This is a genomic window from Abyssibacter profundi (genome assembly GCF_003151135.1).
GTDB lineage: Bacteria > Pseudomonadota > Gammaproteobacteria > Nevskiales > OUC007 > Abyssibacter > Abyssibacter profundi.
The window spans coordinates 126043-139035 of record NZ_QEQK01000006.1 but is presented as its reverse complement, the minus strand read 5'-3'; the positions used below and the strand labels follow the sequence as shown (position 1 = coordinate 139035).

Here is a 12993-nt window from a genome sequence, read left to right as displayed (position 1 = left end):
AACCGCAGCTTTGCCCGGGCTGCAACCCCCACGGCGGGTAGGCGCCTAGCTGCGACGCTCCAGCGGCACAGCCAGGCCGATCAACATGGCCGCAACAAACAACAGCACATCGCCTCTCAGACTGGTCACCGCCACCACCGCGGGCCCGGGGCATAGCCCGGCCACTCCCCAGCCCATGCCGAATAGCGCAGCGCCGGCGATGAGACGGGTGTCGATATCGGTGGTCGCTGGCCAGTGAAATTCGCCTGCCAGCAGCGGTTGGTGCTGCCGCTGGGCCCACCAGAACCCCGGCACGGTGCAGGCCAGCGCGCCACCCATGACGAACATCAAGGTTGGATCCCAGTTGCCGGCGACATCTAAAAAACCCAGAACCCGCGCCGGGTCGACCATCTCTGAGACCAGCAGGCCGGCGCCAAACAGCGCGCCCGCCAAAGCCGCAAGCAAGCTGTTCATAGCCACTCCAGCAGGTGGCGGGTCACAAACACGGTGACCATGCCCACCGCGATAAACACAACCGTCGCCGCAACGGAGCGCGGCGACCGCCGTCCCAGCCCGCACACCCCGTGCCCGGAGGTGCAGCCCGAGCCCATCCGCGTGCCCAGGCCGACCAGCAGTCCGGCGACCACCAACCAACCGCCGCCGGCCTGCATGTTCAAATCGACGCCCTGCATCGCCTGGAAGCCGACGGCACCGGCCGCCAAAAGCCCGGCCACGAAAGCCAGCCGCCAGCCCCGGTCAGGCCCACGCAATGCACCACCGACGATTCCGCTAATTCCCGCGATGCGCCCGGTGGTGATCAGCAGTAGCAGACTGGCCACACCAATGAGCAAGCCGCCCATGAGACCACCTGCAATGTTTGGATGCTCCACCATTTTCAGTCGCGCCCCTCTGGTTGACCGCAGGCCAAATTAGCGGGCACGGCCACGTCCATCATCTTGGGATCCGGGAGATTCAGATTGGCCATGATGTCGATGTATTCGGCACGTGTTCGGCCAGCCAGGCGCGGATTGAAGCGGCGCTCTTCCTCAATGGTCGAGCACGTCCAGCCTTTGTAATCGTGGCCTGGATAGACCAGCGTCTCGTCGCCCAACGGGAACAGTCGCTGGGTAATGGAATCCCAGCTCGCGCCAGCATCGCCCCCCTGAAAGTCGGTGCGTCCGGTCCCTCGGATCAGCAGCACGTCGCCGGTCAGCACCGCGGGCTGCGGACCACCGATCCAGTAGCTAAAGGATTCGTTGGTATGCCCGGGTGTGTAGATTGCTCGCAGCCGAATACCGTCGACATCCAAGGTCTCGTCATCCGACAGATAGTGGTCGACGCAATCGGCCCGGCTGAACTCACCCATGACAGTGCGGCATTGCGTGACATCGCGCAGCGCTCCCAAGGCGGTCACGTGATCGGCATGCGTATGCGTATCCAGCGCATGCACCAGACGGACATCCAGCTCTGTCAACAGCTGCAGATAGGCCGGCATCTGCTCACGAACCGGGTCCACGAACAAGGCTTCGCCGCCACGTCGGCTTGCCAGCAAATAGCTGTAGGTTCCTGAAGTCGAGTCGAACAACTGCCGAAAAATCATGCGAAACCTCCACTTACGCGTTTCCAGATCATGTAGAAACCGACGATGACAATGGCAACAGCAAAACCGCGCTGGAGTAAGCCACCCGGCAGCCGTGGGGCAATGGCCCTGCCCGCGGCCATGCCCATTAGTCCTCCGGCGAGAAAACCGCTGACCCCGGGCGCCATGACAAGCTGCCCTGAGACGGCCGCCGACACCGCGCCGCCCAAGGCGATGACGGTGATGATCAGCAGCGAACTCGCCACCGCCCGGTGAATCCCCAGCTGCGTCACCGCCACCAGCATGGGCACGATGACAAAGCCGCCTCCGACACCCAGAACACCCGTCAACAGGCCTGTGGCAGCCCCCGCCAGCGCCAACACCGCCGCACAGGGGGCCGAAAACCGGAGCTGACCGTCATCACGTAGCGCGCACACCGCCGCCGTCTCATCGCGCCCGGCACCTGCTCGAGGTGGCACCGCCTGGGGTGTTCCGGCCTGCCGCCACATCAGCCCGCCAACCAGCAGCGACACCGCACCAAACGCCCCCACGAACAACGACGATGGCAACCATGCCCCAAGCTTGAGCCCCAGCGGGGCGGTCATCAGGCCGAACATGGCGAACACCAACACCGGACGCAGTTCAACCTGCCCCGCCCGGAGCACCCATACCGACCCCAGGGCGCTGGACGACGCAACGACCAGCAGTGAAAGCGGCACGGCCTGCTCCGGCGCGAACCCCATGAACGCTATCAGCAGCGGCACGGCCAACAAGGACCCACCACCGCCGGTCAGCCCCAGCGCGAGCCCGACCGGCAAGCCCACCAGAACGGCGGTGATTGCGACTTCATATACCATAGGGGGTATGATACATAAGCTATAGACACCGCACAATCAGCCCCGAACTGCGGAGTGGATGACGAAATGAGCACGGAGCATGAGGCGCGAAAACAGGCGCTGATCAAACGGCTGCGACGGGTGGAGGGCCAGATTCGCGGCATCCAGGGGATGATGGAGCGCGACGCTGACTGCGAAGCCACAGTGCAGCAACTCACCGCTGCGCGGCGCGCCCTGGACAAGGTGTTCTACGAAACGCTGGCCTGCGCTCTGCAACAAGAATTGGACGGCAGCTCCAGCGACGATGCCAACACCCAACTCAAGCTGGACAAGATCAGCACCCTGCTCACCAAGTACGGCTGACCACGCTGCCCTGTCAGGACAATCCAGCTTGTTGCATCCACCGCCAAAGCGTCGAACGAGACACGCCCAAGGCTGCGGCCGTGCGACCACGGTGGCCTTGGCAGCGTTGCAACATCGCCAGCAAAGCATCGCGTGATGGCGGCCCCTGGCGTGCAGCTTCCGGTGCATGGGCTGCTGTCTCGCCGCCCACCGCCGGTGCCGTCAGTTCAGGGGCGCAGACTTGCAAACAGGCCACATCGAGCGGGCGGCCGGATGCCGCAGACAGCAGAAACCCGCGCTCCAGCACGTTGCGCAACTCACGGACATTGCCCGGCCAGCTGTACTGCTGCAGCGTCACCAGTGCCTCCGGTGCCAGTTGGGGGGGCTGGTCGCCCGCAAGCTCCGACAGCAGGTGAGCCGCCAGTTCGCTGATGTCGGCAGGACGATCCCGTAGCGCCGGCAGCGCGATTCGCAGCACATTGAGCCGGAAGTACAAGTCCTGCCGAAACTCGCCGGCCGCCACCATGGCCGCCAGGTCACGATGCGTGGCAGCGACCACACGAATATCGACCTCCACCGGGCGACTGGCACCGACACGCAGCACCTCCCGGCCTTCCAGCACGCGCAGCAGCCGTGACTGCATGGCCAGTGGCAAGTCCCCGATCTCGTCCAGAAACAGCGTGCCGCCATTGGCAGATTCGATCAGCCCGACCCGACCGCCGCGCCGGGCGCCGGTAAACGCACCTTCTTCGTAGCCGAACAGCTCGGCTTCGAAAAGCGACTCGGCCAGCGCGCCACAATTCACGGCCACGAGCGGCCGTCGCGCCCTGGGACTGGCCATGTGGAGGCTGCGGGCGACCAGCTCCTTGCCGGTTCCGGTCTCCCCCGTCACCAGCACCGAGGCCTCTGTTGCGGCGAAATGTCCGATCTGCGCCCGGACGCCCTGCATGGCAGCACTGTCGCCGACCAGCAGTGGACGTGCCGCCGGTGACGGCCGCTTGCCGGAGGCCGCCGGCGACCGACGCGCCAGTTGATGCCCCAGCGCGCGACCGGCAGACGTGATGTCGAGGGCGGTTTCGAATGCGGTCCGCGCGCTGGCTGCCGAATACAACAACACACCGCGCAAACCCGCGGTATCGGCGAAATCGGCCACCATACCGGTCCCGACAATGGCGCCAACCCCTGCAGCCGCCAGCTCGGAGACGGCGTCGCGGGCATCTTCACTGGTCACGAAGCTGCGCTGCTCAATTTCCAAGCCGAAGCTGCGTGCAAAGGCGGTGAACTCGCTGTACTCGTGCTGGTAGGTCACCACGGCCACGCGGTTGGCCATGCGCTTGGCCCGCGCCAGCGCGGCCATCAGTTCGAAGCCCGTGGGCCGGACCAGTACCACCGGCACCGGCAGCCGACTCTTCAGATAGGCCCCGTTCGAGCCCGCCGCAATCACGGCGTCACAGCGTTCGTGGCGCAGCTTGCGCTGTATGGCCTCCACCGCTTGCTCAAAACCCAGGTTGATGGACTGGATGGAGGCCTGTGCGTCGAACTCGGGGCTGACCTCACTAAAGAGTCGTGCCAGCCGCGTCACCGACACCGTCCAGATGGCAGGGCGTGAATGGCTGACATCGACGGCAGTTCGCTCGGGCATGGGCGGTGGAACACTGGCTCATGGATGTTTCATTGAAACACCATGAAACATTCCATGCGACACATGGCATCGAATGATCCCGCAGCGACGACCGCGTGTCTCTCGTTGTTTTATTAATTAATTCATAGATCTAGAGCGTTCTCTTAAGGCTCTTAGCATGGTCTTTCCAGCTGGCACGCCGCTTGATTAGTCGTACCACCTTTTCCAACTGGAGCGCAGACAGGTGACAACCAGTTCCAAGGGTCAGCTGTTCAAACAGGCACTGGCCGACGAGAAACCCCTACAGGTCATCGGGGCCATTAACGCCAACCACGCCCTGCTCGCCCAGCGCGCAGGCTTCAAGGCCATTTACCTGTCCGGCGGCGGGGTGGCCGCCGGCTCCCTAGGCCTGCCCGATCTGGGCATTAGCGGCCTGGAGGACGTGCTCATCGACGTGCGCCGCATCACCGATGTCTGCGACCTGCCGCTGCTGGTCGATGTCGACACCGGTTTCGGTCCCAGCGCCTTTAATGTCGCCCGCACGACCAAGAGCCTGATCAAGGCCGGCGCGGCGGCCATGCACATCGAGGATCAGGTAGGCGCCAAGCGCTGCGGCCATCGCCCGAATAAGGAGATCGTGACCCAGCAGGAAATGGTGGACCGCATCAAGGCCGCCGTCGACGCTCGGACCGATGATGATTTCGTCATCATGGCTCGCACCGATGCGCTGGCCGTCGAAGGCCTGCAGTCGGCCATCGACCGTGCCTGCGCCTGCGTGGAAGCCGGCGCCGACATGATCTTCCCGGAGGCGATGACCGAGCTGGCCATGTACAAGCAGTTCGCCGATGCCGTCGGCGTGCCGATTCTGGCCAATATCACCGAGTTCGGCTCCACGCCTTTGTTCACGGTCGATGAGCTGGCCTCGGCGAATGTCGGGTTGGTGCTCTACCCTCTGTCCGCCTTCCGCGCAGCCAACAAGGCCGCCGAGGCGGTCTACACTGCCGTCCGCGAACAAGGCACGCAGGCCAACGTGCTCGACACCATGCAAACGCGAATGGAACTCTACGATTCGATTGGCTACCACGACTACGAGCAAAAGCTCGACGCACTGTTCGCACAGGGAAAAAAAGGCTGAGCAGTCGACGTCACCTACATCTCAGACTATGGAAGACACGGGAGAACACCGATGAGTGAGACGAACAAGAGCGCCGGCGGCTTCAAGCCGAAGAAATCCGTTGCGCTGTCCGGCACGGCTGCCGGCAACACCGCGCTTTGCACCGTGGGCCGCAGCGGAAACGACCTGCACTACCGCGGCTACGACATCCTGGATATCGCCGAAACCTGCGAGTTCGAGGAAATCGCCCACCTGCTGATTCATGGCAAGCTGCCGACCGAAGCAGAGCTGCGCGCCTACAAGACCAAGCTCAAGGCCTACCGGGGCCTGCCCGCCGCCGTCAAAGGTGCGCTGGAAGAGTTGCCGGCCAATTCGCATCCCATGGATGTGATGCGCACCGGCGTCTCGGTGCTGGGCTGCGTATTGCCGGAGAAGGAAGACCACAACCACGCCGACGCCCGCGACATCGCCGACCGGCTGATCGCCAGCCTGGGTTCGATGCTGATGTACTGGTATCAGTACGCCGTCAACGGCAAGGTCATCGACGTGGAAACCGACGATGACTCCATCGGCGGGCATTTCCTGCACCTGCTGCACGGCGAGGCGCCCAGCGAGTCTTGGGTTCGCGCCATGCACACATCCTTGGTGCTGTACGCCGAACACGAATTCAACGCCTCGACCTTCACCTCTCGTGTTGTCGCGGGCACGGGTTCGGACTTCTACTCCTGCATCGCCGGCGGCATCGGTGCCCTGCGCGGGCCCAAGCATGGGGGTGCCAACGAAGTCGCCTTCGAGATCCAGAAGCGCTACGACAACCCGGACGAAGCCGAGGCCGACATCCGCGAACGCGTCGGTCGCAAGGAAGTCATCATCGGCTTTGGCCACCCGGTCTACACCATCTCCGATCCGCGCAACGTCGTGATCAAAAAGGTGGCCAAGGAGCTGTCGCAGGAACAGGGTTCGATGAAGATGTTCGATATCGCTGAGCGACTGGAATCCGTGATGTGGGACATCAAAAAAATGTTCCCCAATCTCGACTGGTTCAGTGCGGTCAGCTATCACATGATGGGCGTGCCGACGAACATGTTCACACCGCTGTTCGTCATCGCCCGTACCGCTGGCTGGAGCGCCCACGTGATCGAGCAACGCATTGACGGCAAGATCATCCGCCCCAGCGCCAACTACACCGGGCCGGAGAATCTGGAGTTTGTGCCCATCGAAAAGCGCAGCTGAGCTGTTCGATGCGTGAGGCGGCAGGGGTGAGGTGTCAGGCGATTCGCCCACACTCCTCCTGCCTCTTCACGTGCTGTCCCCTCGCCCCTCACACCTAAGCCCTCGCCGCCATGACCAACACCGCCCATCGCAAGCCGCTTGCCGGCACCCAACTGGATTACTACGACACCCGCGAGGCCGTGGAGGCCATTCAGCCGGGTGCCTATGACACCCTGCCCTATACCTCACGCGTACTGGCCGAAAACCTGGTGCGCCGCTGCAGCCCGGCCACGCTCACCGACTCGCTTAAGCAGATCATCGAGCGCAAGCGGGATCTGGACTTCCCCTGGTTTCCGGCGCGCGTCGTCTGTCACGACATCCTGGGTCAGACCGCGTTGGTTGACCTGGCCGGCCTGCGCGATGCCATTGCGGCCAAAGGCGGTGACCCGTCGCTGGTCAACCCCGTGGTGCCCACACAGCTTATCGTTGACCACTCGCTGGCCGTGGAACACGCGGGCTTCGAGAAGGACGCATTCGACAAGAACCGCGCCATCGAAGACCGCCGCAATGAAGACCGGTTCCACTTTATCAACTGGACCAAAAAAGCCTTTGAAAACATTGATGTTGTTCCGCCTGGCAACGGCATCATGCACCAGATCAATCTCGAGCGGATGTCGCCGGTCATCCATGCCCGCGACGGCATCGCCTTCCCCGACACGCTGGTCGGCACCGACAGCCACACGCCCCATGTGGATGCCCTGGGCGTCATCGCCATCGGTGTCGGCGGGCTGGAAGCCGAGTCGGTCATGCTGGGCCGCGCCAGCTACATGCGCCTGCCCGATATCGTCGGTGTCGAGCTGACCGGCAAGCCGCAGCCTGGTATCACCGGCACCGACATCGTACTGGCCATTACCGAGTTCCTGCGCCGCGAAAAAGTCGTCGGCGCCTACCTGGAGTTCTACGGCGAGGGGGCCCGCGCACTGACGCTGGGTGACCGCGCCACCATCTCCAACATGACGCCGGAGTACGGCGCCACGGCAGCGATGTTCTACATCGATGAGCAGACTATCGACTACCTCAAGCTCACCGGTCGCACGCCCGAGCAGGTCGAACTGGTCGAGCACTACGCCAAGACCACCGGCCTATGGGCCGATGCACTGGAATCTGCCGAATACGAGCGTGTGCTGACGTTTGATCTATCCAGCGTCACCCGCAACCTCGCGGGCCCCTCCAATCCGCACCGGCGACTGCCGACCTCGGATCTGGCCGCCCGTGAGATCGCCGCGCCCTGGGACATGCCGACCGACGGCTCGATGCCCGATGGTGCGGTCATCATCGCGGCCATCACCAGCTGTACCAACACCTCTAACCCGCGCAACGTGGTTGCCGCGGGGCTGCTGGCCAAGAAGGCCAACGAGGCGGGACTGACCCGCAAACCCTGGGTCAAATCCTCGTTTGCGCCCGGCTCCAAGGCCGTGCAGTTATACATGGAGGAAGCCGGCCTGCAATCCGAGCTGGATCAGCTGGGCTTTGGCATCGTCGCATTTGCCTGCACGACCTGTAATGGCATGAGCGGCGCGCTCGACCCCGACATCCAGCAGGAAATCATCGACCGGGATCTGTATTCCGTGGCCGTGCTGTCCGGCAACCGCAACTTCGATGGCCGCATCCACCCCTACGCCAAGCAAGCCTTCCTGGCCTCACCGCCTCTGGTCGTCGCCTACGCCATCGCGGGCACGATTCGCTTCGACATCGAAAAAGATGTGCTGGGCGTGGATAAGCAGGGCAACGAAGTCACCCTGAAGGACCTTTGGCCCAGCGACGAGGAAATCGACGCCATCATCGCCAAGAGCGTGAAGCCCGAACACTTCACGAAGGTCTACGAGCCGATGTTCAACTTCAAAGTCATCAAAGACGAGAACATCAGCCCGCTCTACGACTGGCGACCACAAAGCACCTATATCCGCCGCCCGCCCTACTGGGAAGGCGCCCTGGCCGCCGAACGCACGCTCACCGGCATGCGGCCGCTGGCGATTTGCGGGGACAACATCACCACCGATCATCTGTCGCCGTCGAACGCCATTCTGCCCACCAGCGCCGCCGGTGAGTATCTGGCGAAGATGGGCCTGCCGGAGGAAGACTTCAACTCCTACGCCACGCACCGGGGTGATCACCTGACCGCCCAGCGCGCCACGTTTGCCAACCCCAAGCTGTTCAACGAAATGGTCCGGGATGATGACGGCGAGGTCGTCCAGGGATCCCTCGCCCGGCTGGAGCCGGAGGGCCAGGTCATGCGCATGTGGGAAGTCATCGAGACGTACATGACCCGCAAGCAGCCGCTCATCATCGTCGCCGGCGCGGACTACGGTCAGGGCTCCTCCCGCGACTGGGCCGCCAAGGGCGTGCGCCTGGCGGGTGTGGAGGTCATCGTCGCCGAAGGTTTCGAACGCATCCACCGCACCAACCTCGTTGGCATGGGCGTGCTGCCACTGCAGTTCCAGGACGGCACCACGCGCAAGACGCTCGGGCTGGACGGCAGCGAAACCTACGATGTGGTCGGCGACCGGGCCCCCGGCGCCACGTTGACTCTGGTCGTCCATCGCAAGAACGGCGAAACCCTTGAGGTGCCGGTCACCTGCCGTCTGGACACTGGCGAGGAGGCCTCCATCTACGAAGCCGGTGGTGTCTTGCAGCGTTTTGCGCAGGACTTCCTCGAATCGACGCAGGCCGCCTGAATCATGGTCCACGCACCGCAAATCAAGATCCCCGCCACCTATCTGCGCGGCGGCACCTCCAAGGGCGTGTTCTTCAAGCTGGACGACTTGCCGGCTGCCGCCCAGCACCCTGGGGAGGCACGGGACCGCCTGCTGCTCCGGGTGATCGGCAGCCCCGACCCCTATGGCAAGCACACCGACGGCATGGGCGGAGCGACATCGAGCACCAGCAAGACCGTGATCCTGTCGAAAAGCACCCAGCCGGGGCACGATGTCGACTACCTCTTCGGGCAGGTGTCCATCGACAAGCCCTTTGTCGATTGGAGCGGCAACTGCGGCAATTTGTCGGCAGCGGTGGGGCCCTTTGCGATTAGCCACGGCCTCGTCGACCCGACTCGCATCCCGCAGGACGGCATTGCCACCGTGCGCATCTGGCAGGCGAACATCGGCAAGACCATCATCGCCCAGGTACCGATCACCCAGGGCGAAGTCCAGGAAACCGGCGATTTCGAGCTGGATGGGGTGACCTTCCCCGCAGCAGAAGTCGAAATCGAGTTCATGGACCCGGCCGATGGCGAGGGCTCGATCTTCCCCACCGGCCAACTGGTCGATGATCTGGAGGTGCCGGGCGTCGGCACGCTCCAGGCCACCCTGATCAACTCGGGCATCCCAACCATCTTCGTCAACGCCGATGCCATCGGTTACACCGGCGCCGAATTACAAGGCGACATCAACGAGGACACCGCAGCGCTGGAACGCTTCGAGACGATCCGGGCCCATGGCGCTCTCAAGATGGGCCTGATCAATGACATCAGCGAAGCCGCCAGCCGGCAACACACGCCCAAGGTGGCCTTTGTCGCGCCCCCCCGAGACTATGTGGCCTCCAGCGGCAAGACCGTCGCGGCGGGCGATATTGACCTGCTCGTGCGCGCCCTGTCCATGGGCAAGCTGCATCACGCCATGATGGGGACGGCAGCTGTGGCAATCGGCACGGCAGCGGCCATTCCCGGCACCCTGGTCAACCTGGCGGCCGGCGGCGGCGACCGCACGGCCGTTCGCTTCGGACATCCGTCCGGCACGCTGCGTGTTGGCGCGGAAGCCACGCTGATCGACGGCCAATGGCAGGTCACCAAGGCGATCATGAGTCGCAGCGCACGGGTGCTGATGGAAGGCACGGTTCGGGTACCGGGCGACACCCTTCCCGCCTGAATGCTTGCCGGACGCTGACGCGGCCCTCAAGCGGCGTCAGCGTCGATCTCATGCGGAACATGCTGCCTGCGCGGCAGTCGCATAAGACATGGACAAGCACACGACACAGCCGCCCTGGGATCAAGAGCTAGTCGATATTGTCGACTATGTGAATGCCGAGCCCGACTTCTCCGAGCTAAGCTACACCACCGCCCGGCACTGTCTAATGGACACCCTGGGCTGTGGCCTGGAAGCGCTGGAATACCCCGCCTGCCGCAAGCTGCTCGGGCCGCTCGTGCCCGGGGCGTCACTGCCGGAAGGTGCGAAGGTGCCCGGTACCGCGTACCAGCTCGATCCGGTCAAGGCCGCCTTCGACATCGGCGCCATGGTCCGCTGGCTGGATTTCAACGACACCTGGCTGGCCGCGGAATGGGGGCACCCTTCCGACAATCTCGGCGGCATTCTCGCCGTGGCCGACTGGCTTAGCCGGACGGCAGTCGCCGAGGGGCGCGACCCGCTGACCATGCGCGATGTGCTCACCGCGATGATCCGGGCCCATGAAATCCAGGGCTGCCTTGCACTGGAAAACAGCTTCAACCGGGTCGGTTTGGATCACGTCGTGCTGGTCAAGGTCGCCACCACAGCGGTGGTCGCCCACATGCTGGGGCTCAGCCGCGAGCAGCAGCTCGCCGCCGTGTCCCACGCGTGGATCGATGGGCAAAGCCTGCGCACGTATCGACACGCGCCCAACACCGGCAGCCGAAAAAGCTGGGCGGCCGGTGATGCCACCAGCCGGGCCGTTCGTTTGGCACTGATGGCCCAGACCGGCGAGATGGGCTACCCGACGGCCCTGACGGCCGATACCTGGGGCTTTTATGACGTCAGCTTCGGAGGGCAACGCTTCGCGTTTCAGCGACCCTACGGCGACTACGTGATGCAGAACATCCTGTTCAAAATCAGCTTTCCAGCCGAGTTTCATGGGCAAACCGCCGCCGAGGCCGCGATCATCCTGCTTGAGCAACTCCGGGCCGCGGGGCGCAGCACCGAAGAGATTGCCCAGATCCGGATTCGCACCCACGAGTCGTGCATTCGCATCATCGACAAGCAGGGGCCGCTGCACAACCCGGCCGACCGCGACCACTGCGTGCAGTACATGGTGGCGATCGCGCTGCTCTTCGGCCGCCTGACCTCGGAGGACTACGAAGACGATGTCGCCGCCGATCCTCGCATCGACACGCTACGCGACAAGATGCGCTGCGTAGAAGACCCAGCGTTTACCCACGACTATCTGGACCCGGACAAGCGCAGCATCGCCAATGCGCTGACGGTGGAGTTCAGCGACGGCACGTCGCTGGATGAGGTCGTCGTGGAATACCCCATCGGTCACAAGCGACGCCGTGATGAGGGTATCCCGCTGCTAGAAGCCAAATTCCAGCGCAACCTAGCGCGTATGCTCAAGCCCCAGGCCTGCGAAGAAATCTGGTCCGTGTCGCGGGATCACGCCCGATTGACGGCCATGCCCGTGCATGCGTACGTGGACCTCTATCAGCCGACCCGCTGAGCGCGTCGGTCAGCCCACCGATCAGCGGCCCGCTAACGGCGCCGGGTCGAGATCCGCATGTAGCTGCTCACCAATGCGCCACTCCAGATCGGTCGACGGGAGTCTCACGGCGAAAAGCTCCCGCCTCGCCCGAGCGCGCCAGTCCAGAACAGCCGGCACACCGGCGGCCAGCACCACGGTCATGAGCACCAGGGCAATCGTGCTCCATGCAAAAACGAACAGTGACTCTGCAATCATTGAACTTACCTACTAGTAAGACAGCACAAGGTCATAGTGGGGATCAGGATGTCGCGGCGCAATCGTGCACAGGCCCCGTTCGTCGGCCCGCGCCGATTGAGGTGAAATCTGCGTAAAATTGCGAATCACGCTGATGACCCGGTTCCTGGACCGGATCACAACATTCGCCGCATCCCGAGGCTCCCGACGTGCGCGCTCCCAAGCTCTTTGACCGACGCCAAACCCCGCGCGACCAGCAGGATCGACGCGCTCACAATGCGCGTGTACCCGATGAGTTTTGCAGCGCGCTGGCCCAGGCGCTGCTCGTTCAGCTACGCGATGCCGGCCAGGACCTGAACCAGCCATTTCAGCTGGACCCGCTGAGGCATGCGCTGCAGACAAAGCTGCCCGTTCGCGAGATCGACGCCATCGCCGCCAGCGGTGCGCTGCTGGGCGAGGGTCTCGCTGAGCAGACGGGTCAGGGCATGTTTGAAATGATGCTGACCGAGCGCGGTCGACGCGCCGTGCACAACGCATCGAGTCGCCCCCTGCACCGCTTGCTCAGCCAGCGCCGAGCCACGCCCGCCTGACCCGTTAACGCCCGGCAAGCGACCGTTTGTCGGCAAACCCG

Annotated in this window: 13 protein-coding genes; 7 read left to right on the top strand and 6 right to left on the bottom strand. The window is 63.9% G+C overall.

The genetic code is table 11. The features are described 5' to 3' along the window. Positions 1-45: 45 nt before the first annotated feature. The 4 genes from DEH80_RS08330 to DEH80_RS08315 are packed head-to-tail and all read right to left on the bottom strand — an operon-like array spanning position 46 to position 2415. A complete protein-coding gene (locus DEH80_RS08330) occupies positions 46-453 on the bottom strand; it encodes a DUF6691 family protein (RefSeq protein WP_109720036.1) in 408 nt (135 codons plus the stop codon). Beyond that, positions 450-839 carry a YeeE/YedE family protein gene (locus DEH80_RS08325; RefSeq protein ID WP_243412775.1) on the bottom strand — a complete coding sequence of 130 codons (390 nt, stop codon included), beginning with the start codon at positions 837-839 and terminating at the stop codon, positions 450-452. Before DEH80_RS08325 ends, DEH80_RS08330 begins: the two co-directional genes overlap by 4 nt. A 35-nt stretch (positions 840-874) precedes the next feature. Continuing rightward, positions 875-1579, bottom strand: coding sequence for an MBL fold metallo-hydrolase (locus DEH80_RS08320; RefSeq protein ID WP_109720034.1), 705 nt, complete (start codon positions 1577-1579; stop codon positions 875-877). After that, entirely contained in the window at positions 1576-2415 is an 840-nt protein-coding gene (locus tag DEH80_RS08315; protein WP_109720033.1) for a sulfite exporter TauE/SafE family protein, read from the bottom strand. Before DEH80_RS08315 ends, DEH80_RS08320 begins: the two co-directional genes overlap by 4 nt. Before the next feature lie 66 nt (positions 2416-2481). On the opposite strand from DEH80_RS08315, the gene DEH80_RS08310 reads away from it, so the two are divergent. Next, positions 2482-2757 carry a metal-sensing transcriptional repressor gene (locus tag DEH80_RS08310; RefSeq protein WP_109720112.1) on the top strand — a complete coding sequence of 92 codons (276 nt, stop codon included), beginning with the start codon at positions 2482-2484 and terminating at the stop codon, positions 2755-2757. A 13-nt stretch (positions 2758-2770) separates the two neighbouring features. Here the strand turns inward: DEH80_RS08310 and prpR are convergent, their stop codons facing one another. Continuing rightward, complete coding sequence (gene prpR, locus DEH80_RS08305; RefSeq protein WP_109720032.1) at positions 2771-4378, bottom strand: propionate catabolism operon regulatory protein PrpR; 1608 nt, start codon at positions 4376-4378, stop codon at positions 2771-2773. Positions 4379-4601: 223 nt separating this feature from the next. Between prpR and prpB the strand changes: the two genes are divergently transcribed. From prpB to DEH80_RS08280, 5 genes are all read left to right on the top strand, one after another. After that, a complete protein-coding gene (gene prpB, locus DEH80_RS08300; protein WP_109720031.1) occupies positions 4602-5492 on the top strand; it encodes a methylisocitrate lyase in 891 nt (296 codons plus the stop codon). A 51-nt stretch (positions 5493-5543) separates the two neighbouring features. Next, on the top strand, positions 5544-6704 hold the full coding sequence (gene prpC, locus DEH80_RS08295; protein WP_109720030.1) for a bifunctional 2-methylcitrate synthase/citrate synthase: 1161 nt from the start codon (positions 5544-5546) through the stop codon (positions 6702-6704). Positions 6705-6814: 110 nt separating this feature from the next. Further along, positions 6815-9418: a Fe/S-dependent 2-methylisocitrate dehydratase AcnD gene (gene acnD / locus DEH80_RS08290; RefSeq protein WP_109720029.1), complete on the top strand. Its 2604-nt coding sequence runs from the start codon at positions 6815-6817 to the stop codon at positions 9416-9418. Positions 9419-9421: 3 nt separating this feature from the next. Next, complete coding sequence (gene prpF, locus DEH80_RS08285) at positions 9422-10606, top strand: 2-methylaconitate cis-trans isomerase PrpF (protein WP_109720028.1); 1185 nt, start codon at positions 9422-9424, stop codon at positions 10604-10606. Between the two features lie 88 nt (positions 10607-10694). Beyond that, a complete protein-coding gene (locus DEH80_RS08280; RefSeq protein ID WP_109720027.1) occupies positions 10695-12146 on the top strand; it encodes a bifunctional 2-methylcitrate dehydratase/aconitate hydratase in 1452 nt (483 codons plus the stop codon). Between the two features lie 21 nt (positions 12147-12167). On the opposite strand, the gene DEH80_RS08275 is transcribed toward DEH80_RS08280, so the two are convergent. Beyond that, positions 12168-12383 (bottom strand): hypothetical protein, encoded by a 216-nt coding sequence (locus tag DEH80_RS08275; protein ID WP_109720026.1) that lies wholly within the window; start codon positions 12381-12383, stop codon positions 12168-12170. A gap of 188 nt (positions 12384-12571) precedes the next feature. Between DEH80_RS08275 and DEH80_RS08270 the strand changes: the two genes are divergently transcribed. Then, on the top strand, positions 12572-12952 hold the full coding sequence (locus DEH80_RS08270; protein WP_109720025.1) for a hypothetical protein: 381 nt from the start codon (positions 12572-12574) through the stop codon (positions 12950-12952). Positions 12953-12993: the final 41 nt, after the last annotated feature.